General features: G+C 65.4%; 14 protein-coding genes and 3 pseudogenes. 10 read left to right on the forward strand and 7 right to left on the reverse strand.

Annotated elements, in window-relative coordinates:
- Nucleotides 1-228: 228 nt before the first annotated feature.
- The gene (locus G4D77_RS07525) at nucleotides 229-1,353 is read left to right on the forward strand and encodes a sterol desaturase family protein (RefSeq protein WP_213757937.1); all 1,125 of its coding nucleotides are present in this window, start codon (nucleotides 229-231) and stop codon (nucleotides 1,351-1,353) included.
- Here the strand turns inward: G4D77_RS07525 and G4D77_RS07530 are convergent.
- From G4D77_RS07530 to G4D77_RS07540, 3 genes are all read right to left on the reverse strand, one after another.
- The gene (locus G4D77_RS07530; protein ID WP_154835019.1) at nucleotides 1,307-2,239 is read right to left on the reverse strand and encodes a LysR family transcriptional regulator; all 933 of its coding nucleotides are present in this window, start codon (nucleotides 2,237-2,239) and stop codon (nucleotides 1,307-1,309) included. The two genes, G4D77_RS07525 and G4D77_RS07530, sit on opposite strands and share 47 nt — an antisense overlap.
- 44 nt (nucleotides 2,240-2,283) lie before the next feature.
- Nucleotides 2,284-3,057, reverse strand: coding sequence for an SDR family oxidoreductase (locus G4D77_RS07535; protein WP_012204216.1), 774 nt, complete (start codon nucleotides 3,055-3,057; stop codon nucleotides 2,284-2,286).
- 464 nt (nucleotides 3,058-3,521) lie between these two features.
- Nucleotides 3,522-4,766 (reverse strand): class I SAM-dependent methyltransferase, encoded by a 1,245-nt coding sequence (locus G4D77_RS07540; RefSeq protein ID WP_154835023.1) that lies wholly within the window; start codon nucleotides 4,764-4,766, stop codon nucleotides 3,522-3,524.
- A 366-nt stretch (nucleotides 4,767-5,132) separates the two neighbouring features.
- On the opposite strand from G4D77_RS07540, the gene G4D77_RS07545 reads away from it, so the two are divergent.
- From G4D77_RS07545 to G4D77_RS07555, 3 genes are read left to right on the forward strand one after another with little or no spacing between them, the layout of a single operon-like run.
- A complete protein-coding gene (locus tag G4D77_RS07545; protein ID WP_154835025.1) occupies nucleotides 5,133-5,960 on the forward strand; it encodes a hypothetical protein in 828 nt (275 codons plus the stop codon).
- Between the two features lie 51 nt (nucleotides 5,961-6,011).
- Nucleotides 6,012-6,944: a DUF4349 domain-containing protein gene (locus G4D77_RS07550; RefSeq protein WP_016454707.1), complete on the forward strand. Its 933-nt coding sequence runs from the start codon at nucleotides 6,012-6,014 to the stop codon at nucleotides 6,942-6,944.
- A gap of 53 nt (nucleotides 6,945-6,997) precedes the next feature.
- Entirely contained in the window at nucleotides 6,998-8,095 is a 1,098-nt protein-coding gene (locus G4D77_RS07555; protein WP_154835028.1) for a DNA glycosylase AlkZ-like family protein, read from the forward strand.
- A 245-nt stretch (nucleotides 8,096-8,340) separates the two neighbouring features.
- Here the strand turns inward: G4D77_RS07555 and G4D77_RS07560 are convergent, their stop codons facing one another.
- The 3 genes from G4D77_RS07560 to G4D77_RS07570 are packed head-to-tail and all read right to left on the reverse strand — an operon-like array spanning nucleotide 8,341 to nucleotide 9,597.
- Complete coding sequence (locus G4D77_RS07560) at nucleotides 8,341-8,856, reverse strand: Bug family tripartite tricarboxylate transporter substrate binding protein (RefSeq protein WP_317840758.1); 516 nt, start codon at nucleotides 8,854-8,856, stop codon at nucleotides 8,341-8,343.
- A 17-nt stretch (nucleotides 8,857-8,873) separates the two neighbouring features.
- Complete coding sequence (locus G4D77_RS07565; protein WP_154835030.1) at nucleotides 8,874-9,080, reverse strand: HU family DNA-binding protein; 207 nt, start codon at nucleotides 9,078-9,080, stop codon at nucleotides 8,874-8,876.
- A gap of 55 nt (nucleotides 9,081-9,135) precedes the next feature.
- A complete protein-coding gene (locus G4D77_RS07570) occupies nucleotides 9,136-9,597 on the reverse strand; it encodes a hypothetical protein (protein ID WP_154835032.1) in 462 nt (153 codons plus the stop codon).
- A gap of 120 nt (nucleotides 9,598-9,717) precedes the next feature.
- On the opposite strand from G4D77_RS07570, the pseudogene G4D77_RS07575 reads away from it, so the two are divergent.
- From G4D77_RS07575 to G4D77_RS07585, 3 genes and pseudogenes are all read left to right on the forward strand, one after another.
- A pseudogene (locus tag G4D77_RS07575) lies at nucleotides 9,718-9,948 on the forward strand (IS3 family transposase); the annotation flags it as partial.
- 251 nt (nucleotides 9,949-10,199) lie between these two features.
- Nucleotides 10,200-11,144: a hypothetical protein gene (locus tag G4D77_RS07580; RefSeq protein WP_154835034.1), complete on the forward strand. Its 945-nt coding sequence runs from the start codon at nucleotides 10,200-10,202 to the stop codon at nucleotides 11,142-11,144.
- Nucleotides 11,145-11,162: 18 nt separating this feature from the next.
- Nucleotides 11,163-11,582, forward strand: coding sequence for a hypothetical protein (locus G4D77_RS07585; protein WP_154835036.1), 420 nt, complete (start codon nucleotides 11,163-11,165; stop codon nucleotides 11,580-11,582).
- 41 nt (nucleotides 11,583-11,623) lie between these two features.
- Here the strand turns inward: G4D77_RS07585 and G4D77_RS07590 are convergent.
- A pseudogene (locus tag G4D77_RS07590) lies at nucleotides 11,624-11,800 on the reverse strand (transposase); the annotation flags it as partial.
- Nucleotides 11,801-11,868: 68 nt separating this feature from the next.
- Here G4D77_RS07590 and G4D77_RS30830 point away from each other — a divergent pair.
- The 3 genes and pseudogenes from G4D77_RS30830 to mutS form a co-directional block, all read left to right on the forward strand.
- Nucleotides 11,869-12,656 (forward strand): annotated as a pseudogene (locus tag G4D77_RS30830) (IS3 family transposase); the annotation flags it as partial.
- A 251-nt stretch (nucleotides 12,657-12,907) separates the two neighbouring features.
- Entirely contained in the window at nucleotides 12,908-13,105 is a 198-nt protein-coding gene (locus G4D77_RS07605; RefSeq protein WP_154835042.1) for a hypothetical protein, read from the forward strand.
- A 319-nt stretch (nucleotides 13,106-13,424) separates the two neighbouring features.
- Complete coding sequence (mutS, locus tag G4D77_RS07610) at nucleotides 13,425-16,013, forward strand: DNA mismatch repair protein MutS (protein ID WP_046239765.1); 2,589 nt, start codon at nucleotides 13,425-13,427, stop codon at nucleotides 16,011-16,013.
- The last annotated feature ends 24 nt before the right edge of the window (nucleotides 16,014-16,037 follow it).

The following is a 16,037-nucleotide window of genomic DNA, read 5'->3' on the forward strand; positions in this document are numbered from 1 at the left end:
TTCGCTTGACTAACCGCTTTATCTAAAAGAGCGTGTAGTTAAGCACATTTTTCGAGTGGCGGCCACCTCCGCGCAGCAGACGCCGGCAGCCGAGGCATGAACAGCATCAACGGGCCGAGTACAGCCCCGTCTACTTTCCCCATCCCCACACACTCCCTCCACACCCCCACCCCATAATCCCGCCCGCAACCCCCAGCCCTCCCCCGGCCCTTCTTGCAGGCACAAGACATGACTTCACTGACCGAGCTGTGGCAGGCAGCCATCACCTGGCTCGCCACCCACGCCGTAACCCCCGCCGTCCACTGGCTGGACATCGCCCACGCGGCCGGCGATCCGCGTGAGATTGCCGAGGCGGTGCTGATTGCCGGGCTGCAGCTGTTCCTGATCGCGGGTGTGATGCGGCCGCTGGAGAGCCTGTTTCCGGCCGAGCGCTGGAGCGACCGGCGCCTGACGACGGTGGACCGCAACTACACGCTGCTGATGCTACTGGGGCTGTTTCCGCTGTTCAGTTTTCTGGTGCTGATGCCGTTTGCCAGCATGCTGGGCGGCGGGCCGGCGGCCGAGGAGGCCACGGGGCTCAAGCATTGGGTGCCGTGGTTTGCGGACCATCCCGTGGCGCTGTTCCTGGTGTACTACGTGGTCTACGACCTGGTGTATTACTGGATGCACCGCGCCCAGCACGTGATTCCCTGGTGGTGGGCCATGCACAGCATGCACCACAGCCAGCGCCAGATGAGCTGCTGGAGCAATGACCGCAGCCACTACCTGGACGGCATGCTGCAGTCCTTCATCCTGGCCACGGTGGGGCTGGCGATGGGGGTGGAGCCTTCGGAGTTTGCGCTGCTGGGGCTGCTGAGCGAGCTGGTGCAGAACTTCTCGCACGCCAATGTGCGGCTGCGCCTGGGCTGGCTGGGCCGCGTGGGTGAGCGCGTGCTGGTGGGCCCGCTGTTCCACCGCCACCACCACATGCTGCGCGACCCCGAGCGGCCCACTCGCCACAACTGCAATTTTGGGCAGGTGCTGCCCTGGTGGGACATGCTGTTTGGCACGGCGCTGTACACCGACGAGCCCGTGCGCCCCACGGGCGTGAGCGATCCCGAGGTGGATGCCGACAACGAGCGCGGGCTGGTGGCCATGCAGTGGCATACGCTCAAGCGGTTCTGGGGGGCGTTTCGCCGGCGTGAGGGCTGGCGGCTGGGCGACGTGTCCTTCGGGCCCGGCTACCGGCCCATTCATGATGACGACGGGGCCCAGCACCACCCTGCGGCCGGGGCGGCTGCGGTGACTGGGGCGGCCGGGGTTGCGCCTACGGCTCCAGGTTCGGCCGCATCAGCGCCTCGAACCACTCGATGAAAACCGCCAGCCGGCGCGAGCGCTGGCGGCGGTGCGGGTACAGCAGGGCCACGGGCATGGGCGCTGCGCGGTGGGCAGGCAGCACTTCCACCAGCTCACCCGTGTCCAGCAGGTGCTGCACGTCATAGCGCGGGATCTGGATCAGCCCCAGGCCGGCGCGGCAGCAGGCGATGTAGCTTTCTGCATTGTTGGTCACCACGCGGCTGGGCACGGCCAGGGTCTGCGGCCCGTCTGCCCCATCCACCCCATCCACATCGCTCGCCCCACTCCATTCCCAGGGCAGTTCCCGCCCCGTGCGGGGCGAGGCATAGCCAACGCTCCAGTGGCCGTGCAGCAGGTCCTGCGGCTGCTCGGGCAGGCCGTGCTCGCGCAGGTAGGCGGGGCTGGCGCAGTTGATGAGGGCAATGCAGCCCTGCGGGCGCACGACCAGGCTGCTGTCGTGCAAGGTGCCCACGCGCACGGCGCAGTCCACGCCTTCCTGAACCAGGTCGATGGCGCGGTCTGACGAACCCAGCACCAGTTGCAGCCCGGGATGCCGGCGCATGAGCCCCGGCAGCGCGGGCGCCAGCAGGCGGCGCGCGATGCGGCTGGGCACGTCCACATGCAGCCGGCCCGTGGCCTGGCGCGTGCGGGCCTGGAACATCTGCTCCACGTCCTCGGCCTCTGACAGCAGCGGGCGCACACGCTCCAGCAACTGAGCACCATCGGCCGTCAGGCTGACCTGGCGCGTGGTGCGGTGCAGGAGTCTTGCGCCCACCTGCTCTTCCAACTGCTGCACGGCAGCGGACACCGTGGCGCGCGGCAGGTCCAGCGCATGGGCGGCCTTGATGAAGCTGCCCATCTCGGCCACCTGCATGAAGATCCGGTATCGGTCGAGTCGGTCCATGGCGTGCAGCATAGTCCCGGCCGGGAGCGGCCTACTGGGTGCTCCTACTTGGTGGTGTAGCCGCCGTTGATGAGGATGGTCTGCCCGGTGATCCACCAGCCATCGCTGACCAGGTGGCGGATGAAGGGCACCACGTCTTCGATATGCGTCAGCCCCGAAGGCGAAAACGGCGACAGCGCCGCCGCGCTCTTGTGATAGGCCACGGCGTCCGCGCCTTCCTGGCCGTAGAAGAACGGCGTGTCCATGGGCCCCGGCCCCACGGCCGTGACCGAGATGCCCCGCGCCCCGAACTCCTTGGCCGCCGCCCGCGTGAAATGCTCCACCGGCGCCTTGGTGCCCGCGTAGGAGGAATAGAACGGCGTGAACGCGCCCAGCAGCGAAGTCACCAGGGTCACGATCTTGCCGTGGTCGTTGACATGGCGCCCCGCCTCCTTGAGGAAGAAAAACGCCGACTTGCCGTTGACGGCGGCCATCTCGTCGTACTCCGCCTCGCTGATCTCCATCAGCGGCTTCTTGAGCACCTTGCCCACGGTGTTGATGGCAATGTCCGGCCGGCCCACGGCGTCCACGGCCTCTGCAAAAAGCCGCTCCACGGCGCCAGCGCGCGTCAGATCACCCTGCAGCGCCACGGCCTCTGCGCCCAGCGCACGCACTGCGGCCACCGTGGTCTCCGCCTCGGCCCGTGAAGACTCGCTGTTGTAGTGCACCACCACGGCCCGCGCGCCGTGCCCCGCCAGATCACGGGCAATCAGCCCGCCCAGATTCTTGGCGCCGCCTGCAATCAATGCCACCTTGCCGCGAATGGAATGGTCTGCCATGGAAACGCTCCTTGTGCTTGGATGAAGCACCCAGCTTAGGCAGCCAGCCCCCCGCGATAAACCGGCGCAGCCGGGATGGATCATCCAGAAAACCAGAACAATCGCGCCGATAGCTCTCTCCCCGCCCCCGCTCCCCCGCCCCCTCCCGTATGCCCGCGCCTGCGTCGTGGCGCTTGCGGGGTTGCAAGCCTGCCGAAGGACAGGCTTGCTTCGTGATCTGACTTGCCGCAGTTGTCTGAGCGGAGCGCGAAGCGCGCAGAGAGTTCTGCGGCAAACCCCGCAAGCGCCACGACGCAGGTTGCCCGCAGCGAAGCGGAGGGTCGCGGGCATTCGGGTCGCCTTCTTTGGCCCGGTTTCTTGGCGAGACAAGAAAGCGGGTCGGCCGCCGGGCCGAGACCCGGCCCCGAAAAAACACCCCCCGGCAGGGTCAAGAACAAGCTACACACCGCCCGTGTCCCAAGACATCAGGACAGCCCCCGCTCATACATATACCTCCGCGACCAAGCCAACGAAGCAGCCCCCTGCCCCGCCCTCCGACAAACAACCTGAAAGATAGACACGTCATCGTGCTCAAACGCATAAGCACACCCCGCCAAATACACCCTCCAAATCCGAAACCTCTCCTCCTCCACCAACGCCCGAATCTCCGGCACACAAGCCTCAAACCGCTCCAGCCACAACTGCAACGTGCGCACGTAATGCCGCCGCAGCCCCTCCACATCCAGCACCTCCAGCCCCCCACGCTGCATGGCCTCCAGCGCCAGGCTCAGGTGGGGCAGCTCGCCATCAGGAAACACATAGCGGTCAATGAACGCGCCGCCGCCCAGGGCCGTGGCGCCCACGTTGGCATCGGTGGAGGTGATGCCGTGGTTCAGCGCCAGCCCGTCATCGGCCAGCAGCTCGCGCATGTGCGCAAAGTACATGGGCAGGTTGCGGCGGCCCACATGCTCGAACATGCCGACGCTGGTGATGCGGTCGAAGCGCCCCTGCACGTCGCGGTAGTCCTGCAGGCGGATCTCGATGCGGTCGGCCAGGCCTGCGGCGCGCACGCGCTCGGTGGCCGCTTCGAACTGGTTGCGCGACAGGGTCACGCCCACGCAGTGCGCGCCAAAGTGCTGGGCCGCGCGCAGCACCAGGGCGCCCCAGCCGCAGCCGATGTCCAGCAGGCGCTGGCCGGGCTGCAGGCGGATCTTGGTGAGGATGTGGTCCAGCTTCTTGCGCTGGGCGGTGGCCAGGTCCTCGTCGCCGTTCTCGAAGTAGGCGCAGGAGTAGACCATGCCCTCGTCCAGCCAGAGCCGGTAGAAGTCGTCGGACACGTCGTAGTGGTACTGGATGGATTCGCGGTCCGTGCTGCGGCTGTGCCTGAAGCGCCTTGCCGCGCGCGCTGCAAGCGCCAGCCGCCCCGGCCCCTTGCCCGCGCCCTGGGTCTTGGACATGCGGCGCGCCAGCGCATAGCCGAAGTCGATGATGTCGGGCAGGCGCCCGTCGATGTCGATCTGGCCCTTCACATAGGCCTGGCCCAGGTGGTCCAGGCTGGGGTCCAGCAGCAGCGGCAGGGCCGAGGCGCTGCGCACGGTAAGCGTGACCCGCGGCTGCGCGAAGCGGCCGAAGTCGAACTGCTCGCCATTCCACAGCACCAGCCGCGCCGGCAGATCGGCCCGCGCACGCACGGCCTCGGCCCAGCGCCTGAGCTTCTTGTCCCAGAACATCTTGCATCTCCCCGGGGCTGGTGGCGCCCCCCTTTTGACATGACCCGCATGAACCGCATGAACCGCATGAAAAGCAAATGACGAGTCTTGCCGGTTCATGTGACGGCAAGACGTCAGCACGGCAGCCCGCGCCGGTAGCAGATCGATACAGACCCGATGGCGCCCACACCCCGCCAGCGGCCCGGCTTGGGGCACACTGGCCGGCGTTCCAACTGCCCCGGCGCGAAAGCGCCTGCGACAGACCCATGCAAGCCTTTGACCTGAGCATCGAACACTGCATCGAGCACCGCAACGAACAACGCAGCACTGGCGGCTATGGCCTGCCGGATTTCAGGAACCTGCCATCGAACTGGAGCCAGTGACGCCATGGCCATGACCCATACCCAGGCGCTGTCCAAGCTGGCAGCCGATACCCTGGTGCAGACCCTGGAGGAAGACGTGGCGCGCGTGATGGCGCGCACGTTTGCGCTGGGCCGGCACGATGCCGCTATCGCGGCCAACTACGGCGGCCACGCCCTGCCGCCCCTGCTGCGGCGCTGGAGCTGCGTGCTGCAGGCCGGTGATGCCAAGGCAACGGCCCTGTACCGGCACAAGACGGCGCTGGCCCTGCCCATCGTGCTGCACCGGAACGGCCTGGCCGACGCGGGCCTGAACGCGGCGGCGCGCACGGCCATCGATGTGCTCAATGCCGAGGTGGCGCTCAGCGATGACTTCTTTCGCAAGTCGGCGCAGATCCGCCAGGACTTCCTGGACACGCCGCCCGCGCCACCCAAACGCTCGCCGGGCCTGCCCGACAGCCTGACCTTCTACCGCGCGGCCGACGTGGTGGCCATGGAGCTGGACGGGCGCTTCCACGCCCTGTACGTGCACGGCTGCGCCCGGACCAACCAGAGCCCCATCGTCGAGTTCTATGACGCGGTGTTCGACCACCTGCCGCAGATGGCGGAGCTGGCCGACGTGCGCGCCCGGGGCCGGCGCTACAACGATGGCGTGGGGCGGGTGGCGCGGTTTTCCATATCGGGCCTGAAGTTCCTGCCCGACCCGGCCGGCCAGTTCACCCTAGTCAAGGCCTGCGTGGAGACGCCGCCGGACCCCGGCCATCTGCAAAAGGGCGACTGGCTCTACACGGTGTCCGACATCTTCGAGCTGCAGTCCGAGGTGGACACCATGTTCGGCCCCGGCGGCAAGCCCTGAGCCTTGATCCCTGGCAGCGCCCTGTTCTTGCCTGTTTTCAAGAGGAAATTCATGACGCATCCCCGGCCTTCCACTCTGCCCTCCCGCATGGCCTTGCCGGCCGTGCTGGCACTGGCTGCCACGCTGGCCCTTGCGGGCTGCAACCAGCGGCATGACACAGCAGCCCTGGAATCGGCACCCGCCCCCGCGCCCATGGCGGGCGGCGCCGGCATGAAGCAAGGCCGCGCCGCCACCGTGCAGGCCGAGGATGCGGCAGCAGCCGCACCAGAGACATCGGCGCAGGACGAGATGGCCCAGCGTTTCCTGGCCGTGCGCCAGGAGCTGAACGTGGAAGTGCCGCAGGCGCAGCTGGCCGATGCCTGGGGCCAGGTGCGCGACCTGTGTGCCACGCTGCGCTGCGAGCTGCTGTCGGCATCCCTTCTGCGCGAGACGCCCCAGCAGCCCGGCAACGCCATGCTGGAGATGCGCGTGGCGCCGGCCGATGTGCAGCGGCTGCTGGGCACGCTGGCCGGCGTGGCCACCATCGTGTCGCAGAACACCATCAGCGAGGACAAGACGGCCGAGGTGATCGACGTGGAGGCGCGCATCAGGAACCGCACCGAGTTCCGCGACAGCCTGCGCCTGATGCTGCGCGACACCACGACCAAGCGCACCATGTCCGACCTGCTGGAGATACAGCGCACGCTGTCGGACACGCAGGCCGAGCTGGACGCCATGGCCGCCCAGCGCAAGGTGCTGGAGCAGCAGACCAGCAAGCAGCACATACAGATCCAGTTCACGCCCACCCGCGCCCTGGTGCAGGGCGGCACCAGCTACAGCCCCATAGGCCGCGCGCTGCGCGATGCCGGCCATGTGCTGGGCGAGAGCATGGCCGCGCTGATCACCTTCGTGGCGGCCGTGCTGCCCTGGCTGGTGCTGGTGGTGCTGCCGCTGGGCTGGGTGCTGCGCGCGCTGTGGCGGCGCAGGCGTGCCAGGAAGGCCTGAGCGGCACAGCAGGATCAGGAAGTACGGCAGCCCTGCCGTGCTCCAATCAAGCCATGCCCACCGAACCGAGCCTTGACGACCTGCGCCGCCATGCCGTGGCGCGCACCCTGTTCACGCCGACCACCCTGCCTGCGGCCATACAGCGCCTGGGCTTTGTGCAGGCAGATCCGATTCGCGCCCCGGCCCGGGCGCAGGACCTGACGCTGCGCCACCGCGTCAAGGACTACCGCGCCGGCGACCTGGAACGCCGCTACGCGCGCCTGGCGATCGACGAGGACTGCCTGGTCAACTACGGCTTTCTGCCCAGCGAGCACCTGGCGCTGATGCACCCGCGCCAGGCACGCAAGGCCTGGGATGCCGAGACGCAGCGCAAGGCCGCCGAGGTGCTGGCCTTTGTGCGCGAGCGCGGCGCCGCGCATCCGCGCGAGGTGGAGCAGCATTTCTCGCACGGAAGCGTGAAGAACTACTGGGGCGGCTCGGGCAGCGCCAGCACGCAGTTGCTCGATGGCATGCACTATCGCGGCCTGCTGCGCGTCAAGCGCCGTGACAGCGGCACGCGCGTCTACGAGGCAATCGCTCACCCGCCTGCCGACGACAGCCCCGCCGCCAGCGCCCGGCGCGCCGCCGCGCTGATCGACCTGGTGGTGCGCAAGTACGCACCGCTGCCGGCCCCCAGCCTGACCTACCTGGTGCGCCTGCTGGGCTATGGCGCACCCCATCTGGCGCAACAGACCCAGGCAGCGCTGCGGCTGGCGCGCGAGCAGCTGGCCAGCTGCCGCATCGACGGAACTACCTGGTACTGGCCCGCCGACGAAAACCCACGCTCGCGCCGCCATGCCTTCGACGAGCGGCTGCGCCTGCTCGCGCCCTTCGATCCCGTGGTCTGGGACCGGCGCCGCTTCACGCTGCTCTGGGGCTGGACCTACAAGTTCGAGGCCTACACGCCACCGGCCCGGCGCCAGCTGGGCTACTACGCCCTGCCCATGCTCTGGCAGGGCCAGGTGATCGGCTGGGCCAACCTCCAGGCGCGCGATGGCCGGCTGGAGCCGTCATTCGGCTATGTGGCCGGCGCGGCGCCCGGCGATGCCGCCTTTCGCAGCGCGCTGGATGAGGAGCTGCAGCGCATGGAGCTGTTCCTGGCGCCGCGCTGAGATGCAGGCACTCGCCCCCTGCGCGCGGTGTACGTGATTGGGGGAACTGGTCAAGTTCACCCAGCTGACGCGCGAGACTGCACCGGACTGCACCGGCTTGACTGCACAGGCTACCTGGTGGACCGATACAGCGAACGCAGGGAGCGGGCGCGAGCGCTCCCCCGCCGACGAGCGGCCTTTCATGGTCTTTCGGCCATGCTGCAGCAGCACCCGTGCATCAAGGCCGGCAGGCCGCCGGACCGCCCTCAGTTCATGCGCGGCAGATTCGCTGCCTTGATGGCCGCGCCCATGGACTCATGGCCCTGGACCAGCTTCCTGCGGTATTCGGCGCCGGTGAGCGGCGCCGGGTCCACGCCGGCCGACTCGAAGATGCGCGCCACCTGGGGCCCCTCGGCGGCTGCCATGGCAATGCGCTCCAGCCTGTCGCGCAGGGCCGGGGGCACGCCCTTGGGGTAGGCCAGGCCGATCCAGGAGTCGATCTCCACGTCGTAGCCCTGCTCCCTGAGCGTGGGCACCTCGGGCAACTCCTTCCAGCGCATGGGGCTGGCGCTGGCCAGCAGGCGCATTTTTCCGGCCTTGACGTGCTGGACGATGTCCGAAGGGTTCTGCACGATGACCTCCACCTGCCCGCCGATCAGGCCGGCCACGGTCTCGGCGCCGGACTTGTAGTTGATCTCCTCGAACTTTCCGCCGGTCCTGCGCTTGGCAGCCTTGGGATCGACCACTGCCTTGAACTTGGCGCTGACCACGAACTTCGGCACCTTGGATGCATGGATCTTCAGTGCCGCGCCCGTGGAGGGTTCTTACCGGTGCGGGCGACGCGCTTGGCGGACTTGAGCGTGCCGAAGCCGACCAGTTGCACCGCATCGCCCTTCGTCACGGCGGTCTGGATAGTTTCTATCAGAGTGCCGAGCACGGCGTCGGCGGCTATCTTAGACAGGTCATTCTTGGTGGCCAGGATTTCAACGAGCTCTGCGCAGTTCATGATGTCAAGGTGAATGAAGTGCTGTAGACCGCTCTTTTTAGCCGAGCAAACATCTCTAGGAGTTCCAGATCGAAATCAAAGTCGCAATCACGGAGGATGACCATGCCATCCAACCAATGATGAAGCCAAGCACTGAAGCAAAGGGACGCAACCCACTCAGCTCATCCTTTTCCAGAGCAGCCAAGCGACGCAGTCCTTCATTTCGTGCATCCGAATCTGTAGCGAGCGCAGAAATTCTCTCCCTACTAGCAGCAAACTGTCGCGGGAAGGACCGTACGTCATGCCGGTACAGCAGTGAGTAGTTTGTACTGAACAGCACCAGCGCAGCCAGGAGCGCGGCAAGCCTTGGATAGCCTGGCGGCACCCCCCAGCAGCCCAAGACTGCCAAAAAGAGCCACACACCCTGATCTCTAAGAGCATGTCGATGTAATTCAATGCTACGAGCGATGGCCTCAATCTCGGCATCAATAGTTTCACCCAACCCAATGGGCCTGCGGGACGCCTTTGTCGTGTTCATTTTGATCCTTTCTTTGATCTGCTGTGCGTATAGACAGATCATCGGGCAACCAGCAATGCACCGCCGTCATCGATGGAATCGATCTCGGCAAGTGGGCTGCTTGGGCTGCTGACTAAGCAAGGCATCGTGTGCAGCATGAGCCGTGCTGGCGAAGTCTGGGACAACTCGGCAATGGAGAGCTTCTTCAGTAGCCTGAAGACGGAGCGCACGGCTCGCAAGGTCTACCGCTCGCGCAAGCAAGCGAAGGCAGATGTGTTCGATTACATCGAGCGGTTCTACAACCCGACGCGTCGGCACTCGACGCTTGGGTACATCAGTCCGATAAAGTTTGAAGAAGCTCGAGAAGCTTAGGTCTGTGTCTATGAGACCGGCAGCAGCCCACACCTCACAAGCGCCTTGATGACTTGGCTCGCCAAGCCGCATTAGTGGGCATACGCGCGCATCGGCGAAGGTGTCGCCGCAGAAAATTCCATTGGCATGGGTAAATCTGAACTGACCAGCCAGCATCTGGTAGCTATGGGGATTTACCACTATATCCTACTGATTGACACCATTCCTCTTATGTTAATAATTTAAATACAGACACCAATAAGGAAGCGCAAATGCGATTCGCTACTCATCTGATAGCTTTGCCTTTGGTTCTAGCCTTGCTAGGTGGCTGTGCAAACTTCGACACGATTCGCGCCTTCGCAAAAGATGGATCTGCCGTCGCAGCTGCGGCGAAGAAGGACGTGGACATCTACTCCACATCCTGCTCCTCCCTTAAGACCGAGGCGCGCATCCTTGCGTACGCCAAAGGCGAGGCGGTACCAAGCGTGAATGACAACGCATCGTGTCAGGCGGCCGTTGATGCCGCGCAGACCGTGGCAGCATCGATGTCCGTGCAACTTCTAATTAAATATCATGAGACTCTGAACGCATTGGCTGGAGACGAGAACTGGACGCTTTCCAAGGAGATTGAAGCCCTCGGCGCCTCTGTGAAGAACGTTAAGGTGGATGGGAAAGCACTGTCTTCGGCTGACGATCTCGACAAATATCAGAAGGCATTCACCGCCATAGCGGACCTATTGGTCTCGGCGCTCAGAGAACGAGAAGCAAAACGGCTCCTCCAACAGGAATTCGACTGGCCACGCGTTTTGCAACCATTGCGCTATTGGTATGGCGGCCCTGACGGCAAGACGACCTCCCTGTATTCAAACGCCTGCAGGATCATCAAGACGGACTGGATACTTGTTAAAAGCGAGCTCCTGGACTACACACGGTGCGAACGAAAACCGCAGGGCACGGCCATGCGTTGCGAGCCACTCACTGCCGGCACTAGGCTGGTAGCCAATGAGGAGAAAAGCAAATCAGTGGAAGCCTGTGCTCCTGGTCCCCAAAATGGGTTCCCCGAGGCTGCTGCGGCTCGGGTGAAGCTCATCGATAGCTGGCTTGAAGCCAACGATGAGCTTCGTCGAACAGCTTTTGAGCAGGACCCTCGCGTACTGCGAGCACGCCTCTCGACCCTGAAAGATCAAGTGGACGCGATCAAAGCGCCCCTTCAGTAGCCGCCTGGGAGATCAATCATGGCCACCGCCGAAACGCTGGATATCGTTGCAAGGGACCTCGAGCTCATCAATGCGTTGAGTAGCGCCGCTGAAAACCTTGCGATTCGATCAACAGTTGAAGGTATCTCTGCAGCCGAACGCGCAGCCCTGCGTAACAAGGCGAAGACCGCCAACGAGCAGGCCGGTGCTCTACTGACCAGGGGAACCGTCGAGATCTTTAGCGACCCGCCGGATGATGCGCTCAAGGAGATCAATGATGCCTTGATCAAAACGCAAGAAACCCTTGAGAGCATCAAAAAAGCAAAGAAAGCCATCGAATTCGTTGGCGCGCTCGTCGGGATCGCTGGAGCCATTCTGACCGGAGACTGGAAAGCCATTCTCAAGAGCCTGGATGCCTTGACCAAAAAGAAAGATGATGAAACTGCGAAGGCGAAATGACGCCAGTGACCACAAGGCCGGGTGGATTCAATCGGTCAATATCACCGGCTTAGAACGTGTTTTGCACTTCTAGTAGAGGCCAATATCTGAGCCGCTGCCGGCAGCATGAGCATGGCAAAGACCAGAAAGTGCAAGCCACTCAACACTTGCCGCAGCCTCTCATAGTCCCGCGATAGACGGCGAAACCTCGCCAGCCACCCGAAACTGCGCTCCACCACCTGACCTGCTCCCCATAGGGCGTACCAGTCGAAGGTTAGTAGAGTCCGTTTTCAGAGGAAGAGCGGACATGAAGAAGAGCAGATTCACCGACGAACAGATCATCGGTTTTATCAAGCAGGCCGAGGGTGGCATGCCCGTCAAGGAACTGTGTCGCCTGGGAGGTTTCAGCGATGCAACCTTCTACAAGTGGCACACCAAGTTCGGCGGCATGCAGGCCGGCGAGGCCACGCGGCTACGCGAGATCGAGAGCGAGAACGCCAGGCTCAAGAAGCCGCTGGCCGAGGCCCACCTGCACATCGAAGCGCTGACGGTGGGCTTCGGGGTAAAGCGCTGACCCCGCAGGCCAGGCGCGAGGTCGCTGCCAGGATGGTTCAGGGACTGTCCATCAGCGAGCGCCGCGCCTGTCGCTATGCGGGGTTGTCCAGAACCAGCTACCGGGAGCCGCCCAGCATGAACCAGTCCACGGCCAGCCTAAGCACGCGCATCGTCGAGTTGGCGCACGAGCGCCGGCGCTTTGGCTACCGGCGCATCCACGACCTGTTGAGCCTTGAAGGCCACCAAGTGAACCACAAACGCGTGTGGCGCCTGTACAAGCTGGCCAACCTGTCGGTGCGCAAGCGCCGCAAGGTCAAACGCCCCACTGGCGAGCGCCAGCCCCTGGCTGCCAGCCAGCACATCAATGACACCTGGAGCGCAGACTTCGTGATGGACGCACTAGCCAACGGCCGGCGCATCAAGTGCCTGACGGTGGTCGATGACTTCAGCCGCGAGTGCGTGGACATCGCAGTGGACCACGGCATGGGTGGCGAGTACGTCGTGCGCTTGCTGGACCAGGCAGCGCAGTTCCGCGGCTACTGGAACACGCCTTTGAATTTGCAGACCGGCTGTTCGGGGCCTACAACGAGCTTCCCCACTCCTTGGACGACCTGCGTTTCCTGGCCAGCTTTGCTGCAGCCAAGGAGGCTGGCAACGGTATCAATACATTCGGCAGCCAGGCAGATACAGCATCACCAGTCACAGCGGCATCGCCGTTGCTTGGAAGCGGCCACCGGGCCAGTGAGTTGCTCATTCGTTGCTCGTTCGACATCGAGGCAGCAGCCCACGCCGTGACAGCGCTGGGAGATCAGATCACGGAACCGGAGCAGATTCAGATCGCCTCGCTGATTCGCTGCTATGGCGCACGCATCGCGAAACTCAACAGTGTTCTGATGAGCTATCTCACCGGGGACGAAGTGATCACCCTGGCGGATACGCAGCACGCCCTGTACCAAGGAGCCAAGCAGTTGCCAGAAGGAGCCCTGTGACGACGTACGGCGGAAATGATCCCTTGGATTGAGCGCAGCGCATTTGTGTGCCGCGATCTACGCCCCCTTGGCGCGGCGTCCAACCTCGGGTAGTCAATAATGTGACCTTTGCCCGCCACCACGCCCCACACGATGGATACGGCCCAAGGCGGGCAGTACGACACAAGAACATTCGCGCCTTCCTGCGGCCCCGCGCCATCCAGGCAGGCCTTGCCCGGCACCTTCGCGCCGCTGCAACCTGTTGATTCCCAAGCCAATGAGCGACCTCTCGCAAAGCACACAGCCCTCTCCGGCCCCTGATCTGTCGGCGCACACGCCCATGATGCAGCAGTACCTGGGCATCAAGATCAACTACCCCGACACGCTGGTTTTCTACCGCATGGGGGATTTCTACGAGCTGTTCTTCGGGGATGCGGAGAAGGTGGCGCGGCTGCTGGACATTACGCTGACCACGCGCGGGCAGACGGCGGGGCAGCCGATTCCCATGGCGGGCGTGCCCTTCCATGCGCTGGAGAACTACCTGGGCCGGCTGATCAAGCTGGGCGAGTCGGTGGCGATCTGCGAGCAGGTGGGCGAGGTGGGCGCCGCCAAGGGCCCGGTGGAGCGCAAGGTGGTGCGCGTGGTGACGCCGGGCACGCTGACCGACAGTGAGCTGCTGTCGGACAAGAGCGAAGCGATCTTGCTGTCCCTGCACACGGCCGGGCGCCAGCGCTGCGGCCTGGCCTGGATGGCGGTGACGCAGGGGCGCATCCATCTGGCCGAATGCTCCCACGACGAGCTGGGCGCCTGGATTTCACGCATTGCGCCCAGCGAGCTGATCTACAGCGCGGGCGTGACCGAGCGTTTCGAGCAAAGCCTGTTCGCGCTGCGCCATGGCGGCTCCATTGCCTGCCCGCTGTCGCCGCGGCCCGACTGGCAGTTCGACGGCGGCCTGGGCGAGCGCAAGCTGCTGGAGCTGCTGGGCGCCGCCAGCCTCAAGGCCTGGGAGGCCGAGGATCTGCCGCTGGCCCATGGCGCCAGCGCCGCCCTGTTGTCGTATGCGGAGCACACGCAGGGCCGCAGCCTGTCGCACATCCACGCTCTGCAGGTGCAGCGCGACGATGAGCTGATTGCGCTGCCGCTGGCCACGCGCCGCAACCTGGAGCTGGTCAAGACGCTGCGCGGCGAGGATTCGCCCACATTGTTCTCTCTGCTGGACACCTGCATGACGGGCATGGGCAGCCGCCTGCTCAAGGCCTGGCTGCTGGAGCCGCGCCGCGACCGCACGCAGGCCATGGCGCGGCTGGAGGCCACGCGGGCGCTGCAGGGCGCCAGCGCAGGCGGCATGGCCGCGCCCTGGCAGCAGTTGCGCGAGCAGCTCAAGGGCGTGAGCGATGTGGAGCGCATCACCGCGCGCACCGCGCTGCGCCAGGTGCGCCCGCGCGAGCTGGTGGGACTGGGCCGCACGCTGCAAAAGGCGGCCTTGCTGGCCCAGGCCGGGCAGACACCCTCGGCCCACCTGACCCAGCTGTTTGCCGACCTGCAGCCGCCCGAGGGCTGCGCCGAGCTGCTGGTGCGCGCCATCATGGAAGAGCCGGCCGCCCTGGTGCGCGACGGCGGCGTGTTTGCCACAGGCTACGACGCCGAGCTGGACGAGCTGCGCGCCATCCAGAACAACTGCGACGACTTCCTGCTGGAGCTGGAGGCCAAGGAAAAGCTGCTGACCGGCATTCCCAACCTGCGCGTGCAGTTCAACAAGGTGCACGGCTTCTATATAGAGATCACCAACAGCTACAAGGACGCGGTGCCCGAGCGCTACCGCCGCCGCCAGACGCTGAAGAACGCCGAGCGCTATATCACGCCCGAGCTCAAGGCCTTCGAGGACAAGGCCCTGTCGGCGCAGGAGCGTGCGCTGCAGCGCGAGAAATTCCTCTACGAGCAGCTGCTGGACCAGTTGCAGCCCCATGTGCCGGCGCTCACGCGCGTGGCCGGTGCCATTGCCGCCATCGACGTGCTGTGCACGCTGGCCGAGCGCTCGCTGACGCTGAACTGGTGCGCGCCCGAGTTCGTGAACCATCCCTGCATCGAGATCGAGGCCGGCCGCCACCCGGTGGTGGAAGCCCGCATGGCCGAGACCTCCAGCGGCAGCTTCATCGCCAACCACACGCGCATGAACGCCAACACGCGCATGCAGATCATCACCGGCCCCAACATGGGCGGCAAATCGACCTATATGCGCCAGGTGGCGCTGATCGTGCTGCTGGCCAGCATGGGCTCGCATGTGCCGGCGTCCAGCTGCCGGCTGGGGCCCATCGACGCCATCCACACGCGCATCGGCGCGGCCGACGACCTGGCCAATGCCCAGTCCACCTTCATGATGGAGATGACCGAGGCCGCGCAGATCCTGCATTCGGCCACGCCGCACAGCCTGGTGCTGATGGACGAGATCGGCCGGGGCACCAGCACCTTCGACGGCCTGGCGCTGGCCAGCGGCATCGCCACCCAGCTGCACGACAGGACGCGCGCCTTCACGCTGTTTGCCACGCACTACTTCGAGCTGACCGAGCTGCCGGCCAAGGCACGCGCGGCCGTGAACATGCATGTGAGTGCGGCGGAGTCGGGCCAGGACATCGTCTTCCTGCACGAGATCCAGCCCGGCCCGGCCAGCCGCAGCTACGGTATCCAGGTGGCCAAGCTGGCGGGCATGCCGGCCGGCGTGCTGCACCACGCGCGCCATGCGCTGGAGGCACTGGAGGCCCATGCCGACGAGGGCCGCCTGCAGGTGGACCTGTTCGATGCGCCCGACATGCCCGAGCCCGAGAGCCGCCACGACCCGCTGGCCCAGGCGCTGGCCGCCATCAATCCCGACGCACTGAGCCCGCGCGAGGCGCTGGAGGCCCTTTACCAGCTCAAGAAGATCGCCGCCTGAACGCGGTCAATCGCCTCGCACTAA

The sequence above is a fragment of the Delftia sp. WY8 genome, from assembly GCF_018437695.1.
GTDB lineage: Bacteria > Pseudomonadota > Gammaproteobacteria > Burkholderiales > Burkholderiaceae_C > Comamonas > Comamonas tsuruhatensis.

What these genes read in the sequence shown, in the direction of transcription:
- G4D77_RS07525 (WP_213757937.1), top strand. Translation starts at nt 229, where the DNA reads ATGACTTCACTGACCGAGCTGTGGCAGGCAGCCATCACCTGGCTCGCC.
- G4D77_RS07530 (WP_154835019.1), bottom strand. Translation starts at nt 2,239, where the DNA reads ATGGACCGACTCGACCGATACCGGATCTTCATGCAGGTGGCCGAGATG.
- G4D77_RS07535 (WP_012204216.1), bottom strand. Translation starts at nt 3,057, where the DNA reads ATGGCAGACCATTCCATTCGCGGCAAGGTGGCATTGATTGCAGGCGGC.
- G4D77_RS07540 (WP_154835023.1), bottom strand. Translation starts at nt 4,766, where the DNA reads ATGTTCTGGGACAAGAAGCTCAGGCGCTGGGCCGAGGCCGTGCGTGCG.
- G4D77_RS07545 (WP_154835025.1), top strand. Translation starts at nt 5,133, where the DNA reads ATGGCCATGACCCATACCCAGGCGCTGTCCAAGCTGGCAGCCGATACC.
- G4D77_RS07550 (WP_016454707.1), top strand. Translation starts at nt 6,012, where the DNA reads ATGACGCATCCCCGGCCTTCCACTCTGCCCTCCCGCATGGCCTTGCCG.
- G4D77_RS07555 (WP_154835028.1), top strand. Translation starts at nt 6,998, where the DNA reads ATGCCCACCGAACCGAGCCTTGACGACCTGCGCCGCCATGCCGTGGCG.
- G4D77_RS07565 (WP_154835030.1), bottom strand. Translation starts at nt 9,080, where the DNA reads ATGAACTGCGCAGAGCTCGTTGAAATCCTGGCCACCAAGAATGACCTG.
- G4D77_RS07570 (WP_154835032.1), bottom strand. Translation starts at nt 9,597, where the DNA reads ATGAACACGACAAAGGCGTCCCGCAGGCCCATTGGGTTGGGTGAAACT.
- G4D77_RS07580 (WP_154835034.1), top strand. Translation starts at nt 10,200, where the DNA reads ATGCGATTCGCTACTCATCTGATAGCTTTGCCTTTGGTTCTAGCCTTG.
- G4D77_RS07585 (WP_154835036.1), top strand. Translation starts at nt 11,163, where the DNA reads ATGGCCACCGCCGAAACGCTGGATATCGTTGCAAGGGACCTCGAGCTC.
- mutS (WP_046239765.1), top strand. Translation starts at nt 13,425, where the DNA reads ATGATGCAGCAGTACCTGGGCATCAAGATCAACTACCCCGACACGCTG.